This window comes from Pseudonocardia sp. TRM90224 (genome assembly GCF_021245725.1).
In the GTDB taxonomy this organism is placed as follows: Bacteria; Actinomycetota; Actinomycetes; order Mycobacteriales; family Pseudonocardiaceae; genus Pseudonocardia.
Map to the genome: position 1 here is coordinate 45,228 of NZ_JAJGSX010000005.1, position 16,013 is coordinate 61,240.

At 71.7% G+C, this 16,013-nt stretch carries 12 protein-coding genes; 5 read left to right on the forward strand and 7 right to left on the reverse strand.

Annotated elements, in window-relative coordinates; all coding sequences use genetic code 11:
- Positions 1 to 47: 47 nt before the first annotated feature.
- From LL648_RS09490 to LL648_RS09505, 4 genes are all read left to right on the forward strand, one after another.
- Positions 48 to 1,736, forward strand: a complete 1,689-nt coding sequence (locus LL648_RS09490; RefSeq protein ID WP_232662091.1) for a SulP family inorganic anion transporter — start codon at positions 48 to 50, stop codon at positions 1,734 to 1,736.
- Positions 1,737 to 1,918: 182 nt separating this feature from the next.
- Positions 1,919 to 3,196 carry an MFS transporter gene (locus tag LL648_RS09495; protein ID WP_232662092.1) on the forward strand — a complete coding sequence of 426 codons (1,278 nt, stop codon included), beginning with the start codon at positions 1,919 to 1,921 and terminating at the stop codon, positions 3,194 to 3,196.
- Positions 3,193 to 4,098: an SMP-30/gluconolactonase/LRE family protein gene (locus tag LL648_RS09500; protein WP_232662093.1), complete on the forward strand. Its 906-nt coding sequence runs from the start codon at positions 3,193 to 3,195 to the stop codon at positions 4,096 to 4,098. The genes LL648_RS09495 and LL648_RS09500 overlap by 4 nt, the downstream gene beginning before the upstream one ends.
- Positions 4,095 to 4,502 carry an MmcQ/YjbR family DNA-binding protein gene (locus LL648_RS09505; protein WP_232662094.1) on the forward strand — a complete coding sequence of 136 codons (408 nt, stop codon included), beginning with the start codon at positions 4,095 to 4,097 and terminating at the stop codon, positions 4,500 to 4,502. The genes LL648_RS09500 and LL648_RS09505 overlap by 4 nt, the downstream gene beginning before the upstream one ends.
- A gap of 6 nt (positions 4,503 to 4,508) precedes the next feature.
- Here LL648_RS09505 and LL648_RS09510 read toward each other — a convergent pair whose 3' ends face one another.
- Genes LL648_RS09510 through LL648_RS09535 form a run of 6 tightly spaced genes read right to left on the reverse strand, consistent with a single transcriptional unit; the run spans position 4,509 to position 12,753 of the window.
- Complete coding sequence (locus LL648_RS09510; RefSeq protein WP_232662095.1) at positions 4,509 to 5,528, reverse strand: ABC transporter ATP-binding protein; 1,020 nt, start codon at positions 5,526 to 5,528, stop codon at positions 4,509 to 4,511.
- A complete protein-coding gene (locus LL648_RS09515) occupies positions 5,525 to 6,562 on the reverse strand; it encodes an ABC transporter permease (RefSeq protein ID WP_232662096.1) in 1,038 nt (345 codons plus the stop codon). Before LL648_RS09515 ends, LL648_RS09510 begins: the two co-directional genes overlap by 4 nt.
- A 3-nt stretch (positions 6,563 to 6,565) precedes the next feature.
- Positions 6,566 to 7,546, reverse strand: a complete 981-nt coding sequence (locus LL648_RS09520; protein WP_232662097.1) for an ABC transporter permease — start codon at positions 7,544 to 7,546, stop codon at positions 6,566 to 6,568.
- Positions 7,543 to 8,598 (reverse strand): ABC transporter ATP-binding protein, encoded by a 1,056-nt coding sequence (locus LL648_RS09525; protein ID WP_232662098.1) that lies wholly within the window; start codon positions 8,596 to 8,598, stop codon positions 7,543 to 7,545. Before LL648_RS09525 ends, LL648_RS09520 begins: the two co-directional genes overlap by 4 nt.
- 4 nt (positions 8,599 to 8,602) lie before the next feature.
- Positions 8,603 to 10,267: an ABC transporter substrate-binding protein gene (locus tag LL648_RS09530; RefSeq protein WP_232662099.1), complete on the reverse strand. Its 1,665-nt coding sequence runs from the start codon at positions 10,265 to 10,267 to the stop codon at positions 8,603 to 8,605.
- 29 nt (positions 10,268 to 10,296) lie between these two features.
- Complete coding sequence (locus LL648_RS09535) at positions 10,297 to 12,753, reverse strand: beta-glucosidase family protein (protein WP_232662100.1); 2,457 nt, start codon at positions 12,751 to 12,753, stop codon at positions 10,297 to 10,299.
- 148 nt (positions 12,754 to 12,901) lie between these two features.
- On the opposite strand from LL648_RS09535, the gene LL648_RS09540 reads away from it, so the two are divergent.
- Positions 12,902 to 13,573, forward strand: coding sequence for a TetR/AcrR family transcriptional regulator (locus tag LL648_RS09540; protein ID WP_232662101.1), 672 nt, complete (start codon positions 12,902 to 12,904; stop codon positions 13,571 to 13,573).
- Positions 13,574 to 13,655: 82 nt separating this feature from the next.
- Here the strand turns inward: LL648_RS09540 and LL648_RS09545 are convergent, their stop codons facing one another.
- Positions 13,656 to 15,893, reverse strand: a complete 2,238-nt coding sequence (locus LL648_RS09545; RefSeq protein ID WP_232662102.1) for an ATP-binding cassette domain-containing protein — start codon at positions 15,891 to 15,893, stop codon at positions 13,656 to 13,658.
- Between the last annotated feature and the right edge of the window lie 120 nt (positions 15,894 to 16,013).

Genomic DNA, 16,013 nt, shown 5'->3' on the forward strand with positions numbered 1-16,013 from the left:
CCGGCGAGCCGAAACGTCGGGCCGCGCCGGCGCGGTAGCGTCCGCGGGTGACGCTCGATCGGGTCGCGCCCGGTATCGGAGTGCTGCGCCGCTACGACCGTTCGTGGCTCACCGGCGATCTGCTCGGCGGCGTCGCCGTCGCGGCGTACCTGGTGCCGCAGGTGATGGCGTACGCGGAGATCGCCGGGGTGCCCGCGGCAGCCGGGCTCGCGGCCATCTGCGCTTCGCTGCTGGTCTACGCCGTGATCGGCTCGTCGCGGCAGCTGTCGGTCGGGCCCGAGTCGACCACCGCGCTCATGACGGCGGTCGCGGTGGCGCCACTCGCGGCGGGCGACCCGGCCCGGTACGGCATGCTCGCGGCCGGACTCGCCGTGCTGGTCGGTGTGATCTGCCTGCTCGCGCGGGTGGCGCGGGCGGGCGCGCTGGCCGACCTCCTCTCCATGCCCGTGCTCGTCGGCTACCTCACGGGCGTCGCGCTCAACATGATCGTCAGCCAGATGGAGAAGGTCACCGGTGTCCCGGTGGACGGCGACTCGGTGCCGGCCGAGGTGGCGTCGTTCATCGGCGGCCTGGGCGCGTTGCACGTCCCGACGACGATCCTCGCGGCCGTGCTGCTGACGTTCCTGCTGGTCGGGGCGCGACTATTCCCGCGGTGGCCGGTGGCGCTCGTCGGCATGCTGCTCGCCGCGGCCGCGGTGGCGCTCTTCGACATGCAGGAACGCTTCGGGATCGCAGTGGTCGGACAGGCCGCGACCGGTCTGCAGGCGCCCGCCCTCCCGACGATCGGGCTCGCCGACTGGAGCGCGTTGCTGCTGCCGGCGCTGGGGATCGCGGTGGTCGGCTACTCCGACAACATGCTCACCGCGCGGTCGTTCGCGAGCCGCAAGGGCGAGACCGTCGACGGCAACACCGAACTGGTCGCGCTCGGCGCGGCCAACATCGTCGCCGGGGTCGTGCGCGGGTTCCCGGTGAGCAGCAGCGGCAGCCGCACCGCGATCGGCGACGCGCAGGGCAGCCGGACGCAGCTGCACTCGCTGGTCGCGGTCGCGCTGGTGGTGCTGATCCTGCTGTTCGGACGCGACGTGCTCGCCGGGTTCCCCGCCGCCGCGCTCGGTGCCGTCGTCGTCTACGCGGCGCTGCGCCTGATCGACATCGCCGCGTTCCGGCGGATCGCGCGCTTCCGCAACTCCGAGCTGGTGCTCGCGCTGACGACAACCGTCGCGGTGCTCGTCTTCGGCGTGCTCTACGGCGTGCTCGCCGCGATCGCGGTCTCGGTCGTCGAGCTGCTGCGCCGCCTCGCGCGACCGCACGACGCCGTGCTCGGGTTCGTCCCGGACGTCGCCGGCATGCACGACCTCGCCGACTACCCCGACGCGAAGCCGGTCGACGGCCTCGTCGTCTACCGCTACGACGCGCCGCTGTGCTTCGCCAACGCCGAGGACTTCCGCCGCTCCGCGCTCGTCGCGTTGGAGAGCGGCGAGCATCCGCGCTGGTTCGTGCTCAACGCCGAGGCGAACGTCGAGATCGACATCACTGCGGCCGACGCGCTCGACGCCTTGATCGCCGAGCTGCGCCGCCGCGGGGTCGTCTTCGCGATGGCACGGGTCAAGCAGGACCTGCGCGACGTGCTCGTCCGCGCCGGCCTGCTGGCGACGATCGGCGAGGACAAGGTGTTCATGACGCTCCCGACGGCGGTGGAGGCGTTCCGCCAGTGGGAGCGAGACCACCCGCGCTGACGCGCGCGACCGCTCGTCCGGCTCCGCCGGGGGGCAGGAAAGCCACTTTCCGGCCCTCACAGGGCAGGAAAGTGGCTTTCCTGCCCTCCCCCAGCCACCACCCCCGCACACATATCTGATGAGCTGTTGACCTTCGTCGTCCCGCCCCCAAGAATGGCGCCACCAGCGATGGGGGGCCGACGATGGCGAAGATCTCCTGGGTGCCGCGAGCGCACCCGCTGTCCTGGGTGACGCTGGCCGTCACCACCGGCGCGATCCTGATGACGGCGGTCGACGGCGGCATCCTGCCCGCGGTGCTGCCGGCCATCCAGCAGGAGTTCGAGCTGAACGCCGCGCAGGCCGGCTCGATCAACACGGTGTTCTTCCTCGGCTTGATCGTCGGTGCGCTGCTCTTCGGCTGGCTGTCGGACCGCATCGGCACCGGCTACCGGCGCACCTGGACCTGGAACGTCGCCATGGCGATCGGCATCCTCGGCGGCGCGTTGACGTTCGGGTTCGCCGGCAGCTTCGTCGCGTTCCTGCTGCTGCGGATCCCCATGGGGATGAGCCGCGGCGGGTCGGAGCCGGTGAACGTCGCGCTCGTCGGCGAGTGGTGGCCGCGCGAGTACCGCGGTTTCGCGATCGGCGTGCACCACACCGGCTTCCCGCTGGGCCAGTTCCTCACCGGGGCGCTCATCGCGGCCGTCCTGGGCGTCGCGGGCTGGCGCGAGGCGTTCCTGCTGATCCCGCTGCTGGGCATCCCGATCATCGTGGCGCAGGCGTTCGTCGGCACCGCGCGCAACCAGGCCAGGGTCTACGACTGGATCGACCGCAACGGCTACACCCGCCCGCTCCCGGAGCTCTCGACGCGGCTGGAGGGCAGCGTCTTGGCGCCGGTCAAGGAGGCGCTGAGCAACGCGAACGTGCGCTGGTCGGTCGTGCTGATCTTCCTGTTCCTCTGGGCCGAGGCCGGCGCCGTCACGTTCCTGACCGTGCAGCTCGTCGAGGCCGACATGAGCTTCGCCCTCGCTGCGTTCCTCTCCGGCGTCTCCGGGCTGACCGGCTGGCTCGGGCAGGTCGTGTGGGGTGCGTGGTCCGACCACGCCGGGCGCAAGTTCGCGATCCGGTTCCTGGTGATCGGGTGGTCGATCACGCTGCTCGCGATGATCCTGATCACCAGCCCGGGCAGCGCGTGGATCGTGCTGCTGGCCTGGGGTCTGTTCCGCAACGCGCCCTTCCCGGTCGTCTACGCGCTGCTGATCGACTCGGTCCCCAAGTCGGCCGGTACCGCGATGGGCATCATGATCGGCCTGGCGCTGGGCGTCTCCGGCGCGCTCGCGGCTCCAATCTCCGGGTGGATCATCGACACCTGGGGCTTCGGCGTGCACTACGTCGTGCTCGCCGCGATCTGCCTGCTCGGCCTGATCCCGCTGTCCAGGATGACCGAGACGGTCGCCGTCGTGAAGGAGAAGGCACCATGACGCAGCTGCTCGAACCCGGCGCCCAGCTGGAGAAGGTCGCGACGGGCGCGATCTGGGCCGAGGGGCCGGTCTGGGTGGCCGCGAGCGCGACGCTGCGGTTCAGCGACATCCCCAACAACCGGATCCTGCAGTTCAGCGAGGCCACCGGCGAGCTGACGACGTACCAGGCTGGCGTCGACTTCACCAACGGCCGCACGCTCGACCTGGACGGATCGGTGATCCAGTGCTCGCACGGCGGCCGGTCCGTCGAACGTGATCGCGACGGTGAGGTGGAGACGCTCGTCGACCGCTGGAACGGCGTGCGGTTCAACTCCCCCAACGACGTCATCGTCAAGAGCGACGGGACGATCTGGTTCACCGACCCGTCTTACGGCATCAAGAAGCCCACCGAGGGGCATCCCGGCGACCTGGAGTACCGCGACCACTACGTCTTCCGGTTCGACCCGCGCGACGGCTCCGTCGTGCCGGTGGTGATCGACGTCGAGACGCCGAACGGGCTCGCGTTCTCCCCCGACGAGTCGCTGCTCTACGTCGCCGACTCCGGCATCTCCCCGCCCGACGGCGTGCGGCCGCCCGACCGCCCCGGCGGGCACTCGATCCACGTCTACGACGTGTTCGACGGGCGGCTGTGCAAGAACGGGCGCGAGTTCGTGGAGGTCGACCCGGGCCTGCCGGACGGGTTCCGCGTCGACGAGCACGGCAACGTCTGGACCTCCAGCGCCGATTCGGTGCAGGTCTTCGACCCGTCCGGGCAGCGGATCGAACGCGTGATGGTGCCGGAGACGATCGCCAACCTGTGCTTCGGCGGGCCGGACGGCAGGACGGTCTACGTCACGGCCACCACCAGCCTGTACCGGATCCGCACGACCGTCCGCGACGCCGCACACGTACTGGGTCGATGACCGGCCGCGAGGTGCCCGCCGACGTCGTGGAACGGCTGCGGGCGATCTGCCTCGCCCTCCCGGAGGCGTACCAGGAGCAGGCCTGGACGGGCACCCGCTGGTGCGTGCGGAAGAAGACGTTCGCGCACGCCGTCGTGATCGACGCCGGCTGGCCGCCCGCCTACGCGCGCGCCGCCGGCACCGACGGGCCGGCGTGCGTGATCACGTTCCGCTCGGAGCCACCCGAGCTGGACGTGCTCGGCAGCTCCGGCCACCCGTTCTTCCGCCCGCCGTGGGCGCCGGACATCGTCGGCATGCAGCTGGACGAGGGCACGGACTGGACCGAGGTCCGCGAGCTGCTGACCGACAGCTACTGCACCCTCGCCCCGCAGAAGCTGGTCGCACTGGTCCCCCGCCCCACCTGACCACGGCTACACGCTGAGGGACGCGGGGAGCGTCCGTCCCTCAGTGTGCAAGAGGCACGCCACGCGACGGCCGGGTTCGGCGGCGGCCGTGGGGCCGAGGTCGGGGTGGACGTCGGTGCAGACGTCCATCGCCTCCGGGCACCGCGGGCTGAACGGGCACCCGCTCGGCAGCGCCTGCAGGTCGGGCGGCGAGCCGGGGATGCCGGCGAGCGGCCGGCGCGGCCCGTGCAGCGGCGGGAACGAGTGCAGCAGCCCGTGCGAGTACGGGTGCCGCGGCTGCCGGTACACCTCCGACGCCCGCGCCTGCTCCACGATCTCCCCCGCGTACATGATCGCGATGTGGTCGGCGACCTCGATCAGCAGCGAGACGTCGTGGGTGATGAAGACGACCGAGAAGCCGAGCCGGTCGCGCAGCTCCATCACCTGCTCGAGGATCTGGCGCTGCATGACGACGTCCAGCGCTGTGGTCGGCTCGTCGAGGATCAGCACCTTCGGTTCCAAAGCCATCGCCATCGCGATCATCACGCGCTGCCGCATGCCGCCGGAGAGCTGGTGCGGGAACGCCCTGATCCGCTCCGGCGCGATCCCGACCATCGTGAGCAGCTCGCGGGCCCGTTCCTCCCGCTCGGCGCGGCTCGACCCGGGCCGGTGCGCGGCGATCGCGTCGGTGAGCTGGCGGCCCACCCGGTAGACGGGGTTGAGCGAGTTCATCGCGCCCTGGAACACGATCGCGGTGTCCTGCCACCGCGCGGCGCGCAGCTCCTGGTCGGTCATCCGCAGGATGTCGACGGGTCCATCGTCGCCGTGGAAGCGCACCTCGCCCCCGACGATCACGCCGGGCGGCGGCAGCAGCCGGGTCGCGGCGTACACCAGCGTCGACTTGCCGCACCCCGATTCCCCCGCGATGCCGAGCACCTCACCCTTGTGCAGCGTGAGCGAGACACCCCGCAGGGCGTGCACGGGGCTGGCGCCGTACCCGTAGTCGACGGCGAGGTCGCGGATCTCCAGCACCGGTTCGGGGGTCATCGGGTCGCCTCCTTCGAGAGCGCGAGCGCGGGGCGGTCGAGCGCCGGCCCTGATGGAGGACACCCGGTGTCCCGGACGACGGCGGTGAACCCGATCCGAGGCACGATCCCGCGCCTGCGCAGCGAGCGCGCGCTCGCCCCGGCCAGCCGCAGCCGCGGGTTGACGAACTCGTCGATCCCGAAGTTGATGAGCGTGAACGCCGTGCCGAGCAGGGCGATGCACAGCCCCGCCGGCACGAACCACCACCACGCGCCGCGGGCGAGCGCCTGGTTGGACTGCGCCCAGAACAGGATCGTCCCCCAGTTCCAGTCGGAGATCGACGTGACGCCGATGAACGCCAGCGTGACCTGCGAGAGGATCGCGAACGTCACCGTGCCGACGAAGCTCGCCGCGATCACGGCGGTGAGGTTGGGCAGCGTCTCGAACCACACGATCCGCCACGTCGACTCGCCGTTGGCCCGCGCGGCCTCGACGAAGTCGCGCTTGCGCAGCGAGAGCGTCTGCGCGCGCAGCACCCGCGCACCCCACCCCCAGCTGGTGAACGCCAGCACCAGCGCGACGGTGATCCCACCGGCGTCGGGCAGCTGTCCGGTGATGATGATGACCAGCGGCAGCGCGGGGATGACTAGGAAGATGTTCGCCAGCGCCGAGAGGATCTCGTCGGCCAGCCCGCCGAGGAAGCCGGAGCTCACCCCGACGAGCACGGCGAGCGCGGTCGCGACGACGCCGGCGATCATGCCGACGACGAGCACACCGCGGGTGCCGACGAGGATTTGCGAGAAGACGTCCTGGCCGGTGTGCGTGGTGCCCATCCAGTGCGCCCCGCTGGGCGCCTGGAGGACGTCGCGGCTGAGCGCGCTCGGGTCGTACGGCGCGATCCACGGCCCGATCACGGCGAGCACCGCGAACCCGAGCAGGATCGCGATGCCGAGCCGGGACTTGCCGTTGCGCAGGAACAGCAGCCTGCGCCGGGTGGCGGCGACGGCCGCCGGGTCGACGGGCGCCGCGGCGGCGTCCACGGGGATGACGGACACGGCTCACGCCTCCTGTCGGGTTCGCGGGTCGAGCAGGACGTACGCGACGTCGGCGAGCATGTTCGCCACGAGCACCGCCAGCGTGATGATCAGGAAGATGCCCTGCATGAGCGGGTAGTCCTGGCCGCCGGTCGCCTGGTAGAGCACGAACCCGACGCCGGGGTAGGAGAAGACCATCTCCATGACGAGCGTCCCGGAGACGATGAAGCCGAGCGACAGCGCGAACCCGGAGACCTGCGGCAGCACGGCGTTGCGCGCGGCGTACCCGAACATCACCTGCCGCTCCGGCAGGCCCTTGGCCTGCGCGACGGTGACGTAGTCCTCGGAGGAGACGGTCACCATCATGTTGCGCATGCCGAGGATCCAGCCGGCCACCGACGAGATCACGACGGTCCCGGCAGGCAGGATCGAGTGCCAGAGCGCCGAGCCGATGAACTCCGGGTAGAGCCCGGGGACGAGCCCGCCGTCGTAACCGCCGGACGTGGGGAACACCGGCCACGTGACGGCCAGCAGCATGATCGCGATCAGGCCGAGCCAGAAGTACGGCACGGCCGAGAGGAAGGCCGTGACCGGCAGTATTCCGTCGGCCCACGTGCCGCGCCGCCAGCCGATCATGACCCCGATCAGCGTCCCGACCGCGAAGCTGAGCACCGAGGCCACACCGACCAGCGCGACGGTCCACGGCAGCGACTGCAGGATGACGTCCGCGACCGGCGTCGGGAAGAACGTGAAAGAGAGCCCGAGGTCGCCCGCGAAGAGCCGCCCCCAGTAGTCGACGTACTGGCTCCAGATGCTCGCATCCGGATCCAGGCCGAACAGGGCGTACAGCGACTCGACGGCGTCGGTGGACAGCTGCCCCTGGTAGCGGTTGATCAGCGCCTGCACCGGGTCGCCGGGCATCACGCGCGGGATGACGAAGTTGACCGTGACCGCGGCCCATGCCGTGACCAGGTAGAAGATGCAGCGGCGCAGCACGAACCTCATGGCGCGACCTCCACCTTCGCGGCACCGAGATCGGGACGGTCGGCCGTGCCGTCGGGCGCGTAGCCCCAGCAGGCGGCGCTGCGGCCCGGCGCGATCGGGAACGCCTCGGGCTCCCGCGCGCTGCACAGGTCGGTCGCGAACGGGCAGCGCGGGTGGAACCGGCAGCCCGACGGCGGCCGCACCATGCTCGGCGGCTCACCGCGGGCGCCCGTGGGCGCGGTCGATCCGAGCTGCTCCGGGTCGGGGGCCGACCGGACGAGCAGCTGCGTGTACGGGTGCGCGGGCTGCTGCGTGAGCGACTCGCCGTCGCCCGACTCGACGACGTGCCCCGCGTACAGCACGTGGATCACGTCGGCGAAGTAGCGGGCCGAGGCGATGTCGTGGGTGATGTAGAGGATCGCGATGCCGAGCCGGTCGCGAAGGTCCTGCAGCAGGTTGAGGATCCCGATCCGGATCGACACGTCGAGCATGGAGATCGGCTCGTCGGCCAGCAGCACGTCCGGGTCGGCGGCCAGCGCCCGCGCGATCGCAACACGCTGGCGCTGGCCCCCCGACAGCTCGTGCGGGAACTTCTCGACGTACCGGTCGGGCTGCAGCTGCACGCGGTCGAGCAGCGACCGCAGCGCGGCCTCCAGCTCGACCCCGCGCAGCCGCGGCTGGTGGATCCGCAACGACCTGGTGAGCGTGTAGCGCACGGTGTGGACCGGGTTGAGCGAGGCGAACGGGTCCTGGAAGATCATCTGGACCCGCCGGCAGTACGCCCGGAACGCCCTGCCGCGCCGCGCGGTCACCTGCTCGCCGCGCAGGCGCACCTGCCCGCCGGTCGGGAGGTGCAGCCTGGCGAGCAGCCGCGCGACCGTCGACTTGCCCGAGCCGGACTCGCCGACGAGCGCGACCACCTGCCCGGCCCGCAGCGCGACGTCGACCCCGTCGACGGCGTGCACGGTGCCGGCGGTGCCCCGCCCGAGCTGGAAGTGCTTGGTCAGCCCGACGCCTTCCAGCACCACCTCGCCCGGCGGCTTGACGACCGGTTCCACAACGTGAGCGGACATGGCCTTACGACCCCGCCGGCCGGAGCTTCATGAGGATCATCGACGCCTGGATGCCCGTGGGCTGCGGCGACGAGTACAGGTCCTGGTCGGACGGCCAGCCGACGTAGTTTTTCGTCGAGTACTCCGCGGCGTTGGGCCGGGCGATGATCGCGATCGCGGGCACCTTCTCGACGAACGTCTTCTGCAGCGTCGCGAGCGCGGCCTCACGGGCGGCCGGGTCGGACGACGTCGCGTAGGTCTCGAACGCCTTCGTCGACTCGTCGTCGCGGAAGCGGCCGAAGTTCCACGTCGCGCTCTCCCCGATCGCGCGGTACTGCGCGCCGTCGAACATGTTGGAGTACATGTCCCACGGCGTGCTGCCGCCGTTGGTCCAGTGCAGCGTGGCCTGGAAGTTGCCCTGGTTGACCGCGTTCGTCCACGCCTCCGTGGTCATGGTCTCGACCTTGGCGTTCATCCCGAGCGGCTTCACGGCGTCGGCGATCAACTGCAGCGTCGTGAGGTAGTCCGACCACCCGGCCGGGTCGACGAGCGTGAATTCGACGGGGGCGCCCGCCGGGTCCTTCAGCACGGCGCCGTCGAGCGTGTAGCCGGCATCGGCGAGCACCTTCTTGGCGCCCTCGACGTCGACGTTGTAGCCCTTGCCCGCGAACGGCGCGGCGATGAAGTCCTTGCCGGCGGGCTCGGGCAGGCCGGTGACGTTGGTCAGCGGCTTGAACGCGCCCGCGGTGGCGAGCGTCGAGACGTCCTGCCGGTTGATCACCATGTCGAGCGCCTTGCGCACGGCGACGTTGTTGAACGGCGCCTTCTCGTGGTTGAGGAACAGCGCGTCGACGCTGAGCCCGGTGGGTGCGACGAAGTGGTTGTTCGCCGGGTCGGGTGCGATGTAGACGCGCTCGAAGTCGGCGATGAACGTCCAGCCCCACTGCGCCTGGCCGGAGACCAGCGCGTTGGTGAGCGCGTTGTTGTCGTTGTACGACGTGTAGCGCAGCTCGGGGACCTGCGGCTGGCCGCCCCAGTAGCCCTGGCGCGGGGTGAGGATCACCGCCTGCGGCGTCCACGACTTGAGCGTGTACGGGCCGGTGCCCACCGGCTGCTGGTTGAGCTCCGTCGCCGGGTTCGCGAAGGCCGACCAGATGTGCTTGGGCACCATGAAGTCGTCGATGACCTTGTTCTGGTTCACGAACTGCCCCGACGAGAAGGTCACGGTGACCTTGTTGCCGGCGGTCACGATGTCGCCGAAGGGCAGTGCGTCGGCGTTGAGCGCCTTGTTGTCCTTGCGGATCTGGAACGAGTACGCGATGTCCTCGGCCGTGAACGGCTTGCCGTCCGACCAGGTCACGCCGTCGCGCGCGGTGATGGAGAGCGAGGTGTACTCGGGGTTCCATGCCCACTCCGACGCCAGCCACGGTGTCGGCTTGTCGGCCGGGCGCACCGCGTTGACCTGCGCGAGCGGCTCGTAGATCGCGTAGGCGTACCCGAGCGAGCGCGCGGAGGACGTCGTCAGGAACGGGTTCGAGTTGTTGGTCTGCGGCCCGTTCGGCATGCCGATCGTGAGCGGGCCACCGCCCGTCGGTGCGGCCGGGCGCGGCGGACCGCCGGAACACGCGGTGAGAACGAGCGCTGCTACCGCGATACCGACGGCGGCGGCGCGGAAGGTGCGGAACCGCATCCTTGCCTCCTTGCGAGGGATGGGGCTGATCAGACTGGGTCAGGCCGGGTCAGGGGCGAACGTGGGCAGGCGCGGCGCAGCCGCAGGTCACGGATGGAGCGGCCGATGCGGAGCACGTGCTCACCCGGCGGCAGTGCCCAGTCGCGGGCGGCGGTGTCCCAGACCTCGAACGCGCGGCGCGGGACGTTCACGGCGACCGTCGCGGTGGCGCCGGGCTCGACCTCGACGACGGCGAAGCCACCGAGCCAGCGGACCGGGCGTTCCGGGTCGGGCGCGGGCGGCTCGACGTAGACCTGGACGACCTCGCGGCCGGCGCGGGCACCGGTGTTGCGGACGGTGACGTGCACCGTCGCGCCGTCCGGGGAGGTGGTCACCTCGGCCTGCTCGTGCTCCCACGTCGTCCAGCCCAGGCCGTGGCCGAAGCAGGCCGCGGGCTCGGCGCCGGAGCGCTCCCAGCCGCGGTAGCCGATGTGCGGGCCCTCGGTGTAGGTGATCTCGCCGTCGCGCGGCACCGCGTCGGGCACGGGGACGTCCTCCGCGCGGGCGGGCAGCGTCCACGGGAGCCGGCCGGCCGGCTCCGTGACGCCGAGCAGCACGTCGGCCAGCGCCGTCCCGCACTCCTGCCCGGCCAGCCACGCCCACAGCACCGTGCCGGTGTCGGGCAGCCACGGCAGCAGCACCGGCGCACCGGCGTTGACCACGACGACCGTGCGCGGGTTCGCCCCGACGACCCTTCTGACCAGCTCGTCCTGGTTGCCGGGCAGGCCGAGCCCGGTCCGGTCGAAGCCCTCCGACTCGATCTCCGACGTCGTGCCGACCATCACGACGGCGACGTCCGCGGCGGCCGCGGCGGCGACGGCCTCGGCCAGCTCGCTCTCCGCCGACGGCCCCGGCCTGCGGTGGGTGATCAGCGCGCGGGCGAACGACGCGTACCCGACGGGGTGGACGACCTGCAGATCGGCGCGGATGTCGACGTCGGCCGGTTCGTCGACCTTGACGGTGACGGTGCCTATCGGCGGGTGGTTGTAGACCGAGGAGAGGATGACCTCGGCGCCGACGAGCCCGTCGGACGCCGACGCGACCCGCCCGTCGATCAGGACCTCGTGGCGGCCGACCGTGCCGAAGCCCAGCTCGTGGTCGCCGGCTTCGGTGAGGTGCACGGTGGTGCTCAGCCGGGCCGTCGCCGCGTCCGTCCGGATCGGGGTGGCCAGCCACCCGTTCCATTCCGCGGCGGTGCAGCTCTCCAGCAGGTCACCGGCGGCGTCGAGCAGCTCGACGCGGATCCCGCGCTCCCCCGTCAGGGGGTCGGTGCAGCGGTCGGCGACGTCGAGCGGCGGCGGCTTCAGCCGCGCCCGCGCGCCGCGGTGCACCACGAGCTCGGCGGTCGCCGGGAGCGCTTCGCGCAGCGCATCGGCAGGCAGCGCGATGTGGTCCGGCCGGACGTAGGCGGAGCCGCCGCCCTGGATGAACGGGTCGGTGGCGGCCGGACCGAGCAGCGCCACCGTGAACGGGCGGTCGGCCGGCACCGCGAGCGGCAGCTGGCCGGCCGCGTCGCGGAGCACGACGACCGAGCGCGCGGTCATCTCACGCAGGAACACGGCGGCCTGCTCGGGCGTCCCCGGCTCGGGCCGAGGCGCATCCCCGAGCGCCCCGACCCGCCTGGCCAGCAACAACAGCCGGGCCACCTTGTCGTCGAGCAGCTCGACCGGGATCGCACCGAGCCGCACCGACGCCAGCAGCCCCTCGCCCCACGGTCCGTCGGGGCCGGGCATCTGCAGGTCGAGACCGCCACGCACGGCCGCGCCGATCGAGCGGGTGGCGAGCCAGTCGCTCACCACCACACCGTCGAACCCCCACTCGTCCTTGAGCAGGCCCGTGAGCAGCGGCGCGTGTTCGAGCACCGGCGCGGCGGCACCCAGCGCGTCGACGCCGCTGTAGGCGCCCATGACGCTCCAGACGCCGGCGTCGTGCACCGCGCGCTCGAACGGCGCGAGGTAGCACTCGCGCAGCGTGCGCTCGTCGACGATCGACCGGTAGCGGGTGCGGTCGGTCTCGGAGTCGTTGGCGACGTAGTGCTTGACGGACATGCCGACCCCGCGGTCCTGCGAGGCGCGGATCAGCGCGACGGCGATGGCGCCGGTCAGCAGCGGGTCCTCGGAGTAGCACTCGAAGTGGCGTCCGGCCGCCGGCGTGCGCTGCAGGTTGACCTGCGGGGCGAGCACGACGTCGACACCGTGGCGGGCGGCCTCGCCCGCGAACACGGCCCCGGCGCGGGCAGCCAGCTCGACGTCCCACGTGGCGGCGAGCGCGCTCGGGGCGGGGAAGCTCGCGGAGGTCTCGCCCTCCACCCGACCGGTGCCGCGGACGCCGGCGGGGCCATCGGAGAACACGACGGGCCGCAGGCCGATGCGCTCGATCGGGATGGTCGTCCACATGTCCGCGCCGACGACGAGCCGGACCTTCTCCTCAACGGTCAGCGTCGCCACGAGCCGGCGAATATCGGGTTCCAACTGTGCCCCAGTCCGTTAGGGTGCAAAGACTTACTGACTTGTCAGTAAGCGAGTGCCGTCACACTAATGGGGAGCCATGAGCGGGGCAAGAAGCAGAGCGCGGTCCGTCACGGACAATGCTGGGATGCGACCAACGGCATCCGACGGCGGACGTCCCCACCGGCTCCGTCGCGGCACGGCCGAGCGGCGCGAGGAGATCCTGCGCGCGGCGATCAGGACGTTCGGCTCGAAGGGCTACCACAACGGGTCGCTGACGGAGGTCGCCGAGCAGGTGGGCATGACCCACGCCGGCGTGCTGCACCACTTCGGGTCGAAGAACCAGCTGCTCATCGCCACCTTGCAGTTCCGCGATCGGGTCGACGTCGAGCACCTGGAGGGCAAGCACATCCCCGGCGGCCGCGACCTGTTCCGCCACCTCGTCAAGACCGCGGAGATCAACGCCGAGCGGCGCGGCATCGTCCAGGCCTACGCCGTGCTCACCGGCGAGTCCGTGACGGAGGGACACCCGGCGAGCGGCTGGGCGCGCGGCCGGTTCGCGACGCTGCGCAGGGAGATCGCCGACGCGCTGCGCGAGCTGATCAGCGAGGTCACCGACAACCCCGTCGACGACGACCTCGTCGACGGGGTCGTCACGAGGGCGGCCAGCGCGATCATCGGCGTCATGGACGGCCTGCAGAGCCAGTGGCTGCTCGACCCCGGCGCCCTCGACCTGGCAGAGAGCACGGCGTTCGCGATCGACGCCATCGTCGCCCGCACCGTCGCCACGGCCACCACCCCGCTCACACCCCCCTACTGACCCAACTTCCCCACCGTTTTGCCAACTTGCACACCCTGGAGCCCGTGCAGGTTGGCAAAACGGTGGGCAACTTGCGGCGGTTCTAGCGGCCGGCGCGCAGGTGCTCGGCCGTGACTGAGCCGGATTCGGCGCCGGGTTCGGCCAGCAGGGCGGCCGGTGGGCCGCTGAACAGCAGGCGACCGCCGTCGCGACCGGCGCCGGGGCCGAGGTCGAGCACGTGGTCGGCGCGCCGGATGACGTCCAGGTTGTGCTCGACGACCACCACGGTGTTGCCCGCATCGACGAGCCGGTCGAGGATCGCGACCAGCCGCCCGACGTCGGCCATGTGCAGCCCGGTGGTCGGCTCGTCCATGACGTACAGCGCGCCGGTGGGCGTCCGGTGCAGCTCGGTGGCGAGCTTGAGCCGCTGGCCCTCCCCTCCCGAGAGCGTGCTCACCGGCTGGCCGAGCGTCAGGTAGCCGAGCCCCACCTCGGCGAGCGCAGCCAGCACGGGCGCGATCCGCCCGTCGGGCAGGAACCCGCGTACCTCGTCGACGGTGGCGTCGAGCACGTCGGCGATCGAACGGCCGTCGAGCGCGTGTTCGAGCACCTCCGCGGTGAACCGGCGCCCCTTGCACGTCGGGCAGACCGCGGCGTAGCTCTCCATGAACGCCAGGTCGGTGTACACGACGCCGAGGCCGCGGCAGTCGTGACACGCCCCGGCCGAGTTGGCGCTGAACAACGCTGCGCTCACGCCGTTGGCCTCGGCGAACAGCTGCCGCAGCGGCGCGGCGATCCCGGTGTAGGTCGCCGCGTTGGAGCGCCGGCCCGCCGAGAGCGCCGTCTGGTCGATCCACAGTGCCTCGGGGTGCTGCTCGACGAGCACGTCCACGAGGCTGCTCTTGCCGGAACCGGCGACGCCGGTGATCACGGTCAGCACGCCGGCCGGGACGTCGACGTCGATCCCGCGCAGGTTGTTGCGCGCCGCCCCGGCGATCGGGACGGTGCCCGTCGGCTCGCGCGGTTCGGTGCGCATCGGCGTCCGCTCGCGCAGCGCGCGACCCGTCGCCGTCGCGGCTTGCGCGAGCTCGTCGACGGTGCCGGCGAAAACGACCTCGCCGCCGGCCGCGCCCGCGCCGGGACCCATGTCGACGACGTGGTCGGCGATGGCGATCACGTCGGGGTCGTGCTCGACGACGAGCACGGTGTTGCCCTTGTCGCGCAGCCTGCGCAGGAGCTCGGTGAGCCGCCGGACGTCGTGCGGGTGCAGCCCGATCGACGGCTCGTCGAACACGTACAGCATCTCGATCAAGCTGCTGCCGAGGTGGCGCACCAGCTTGAACCGCTGCGACTCGCCGCCGGAGAGAGTTGCGGTGGGCCGGGCCAGCGTGAGGTAGCCGAGCCCGGTCCCGTCGAGCGCCTCCAGGCGCTCCACCAGCGCGTCGACGACCGGCGCCGGATCCGGCACGCCCTTGATCACCGCGATCAGGTCGGCGACCTCCATGTCGGCGCACTCGACGATCGTGCGCCCCGCCACCGTGACCCCGCGGGCGCGCTCGTTCAGCCGGGCGCCGTGGCACTCCGGGCACACGGAGGTTGCACTGAACCGCTCGACGACGGCCTGCTTGCGCGCGGCCGACTCGCCCTCGGAGTGGATGTAGATGCGGGTGAACCGCTCCAGCAGGCCCTCGTAGTCCTTCGGCAGCCGGGCGTCGTCACCGCCGTGCACCAGGAGCCGGCGCTCGCGCTCCGACCACTCGCCGAGCGGGACGTCCGGGTCGAACACCCCTATGTCGGCGTACTGGCGGTACCAGTACTGCGTGTTGGCGTACCCGGGCAGCAGGATGCCGCCGTCGGCGAGCGATCTGCGCAGGTCGAGGAACTTCCCGACGTCAGGGGTGACGACCTTGCCGATGCCGCTGCACCGCCGGCACATCCCTGCGGGGTCGTTGAACGAGAACGCGCTCGACTCCCCGATCGTCGGCTCGCCCGCACGGGAGAACAGCAGCCGCAGCAGCGGCGCGATGTCGGTGACCGTGCCCACCGTCGAACGGGCCCCGCCGCCGAGGCGCCGCTGGTTGATCACTACGACCGGGGAGATGCCTTCGATCATGTCGACGTCCGGCCGGCCGTAGCTGGGCATGCGGTTGCGCACGAAGGCGGTGAACGTGTCGTTGAGCTGCTGCTGCGCCTCCGCGGCGATCGTGTCGAACACCAGCGACGTCTTGCCGGAGCCCGAGACCCCGGTGAACACGGTGATGGCGCGGCGGGGCACCGTCAGCGTGACGTCACGCAGGTTGTGCTGCCGGGCGCCGACCACGCGGATCCGATCATGAGCCATGGCAGCGACGCTATGGCGAGATGCGGTCAGAACTCGGCCACATTCGCGCCCGGCCGCCGCCGGCTCCGCCGGGGGCCAGAAAAGCCGGCCATGCCCTTCGGGCGCCACGAGGGCAGCAAA

Coding starts and splice junctions, on each gene's coding strand:
- LL648_RS09520 (WP_232662097.1), bottom strand. CDS start 7,546: ATGAGGTTCGTGCTGCGCCGCTGCATCTTCTACCTGGTCACGGCATGG.
- LL648_RS09500 (WP_232662093.1), top strand. CDS start 3,193: ATGACGCAGCTGCTCGAACCCGGCGCCCAGCTGGAGAAGGTCGCGACG.
- LL648_RS09495 (WP_232662092.1), top strand. CDS start 1,919: ATGGCGAAGATCTCCTGGGTGCCGCGAGCGCACCCGCTGTCCTGGGTG.
- LL648_RS09510 (WP_232662095.1), bottom strand. CDS start 5,528: ATGACCCCCGAACCGGTGCTGGAGATCCGCGACCTCGCCGTCGACTAC.
- LL648_RS09540 (WP_232662101.1), top strand. CDS start 12,902: ATGCGACCAACGGCATCCGACGGCGGACGTCCCCACCGGCTCCGTCGC.
- LL648_RS09530 (WP_232662099.1), bottom strand. CDS start 10,267: ATGCGGTTCCGCACCTTCCGCGCCGCCGCCGTCGGTATCGCGGTAGCA.
- LL648_RS09525 (WP_232662098.1), bottom strand. CDS start 8,598: ATGTCCGCTCACGTTGTGGAACCGGTCGTCAAGCCGCCGGGCGAGGTG.
- LL648_RS09545 (WP_232662102.1), bottom strand. CDS start 15,893: ATGGCTCATGATCGGATCCGCGTGGTCGGCGCCCGGCAGCACAACCTG.
- LL648_RS09505 (WP_232662094.1), top strand. CDS start 4,095: ATGACCGGCCGCGAGGTGCCCGCCGACGTCGTGGAACGGCTGCGGGCG.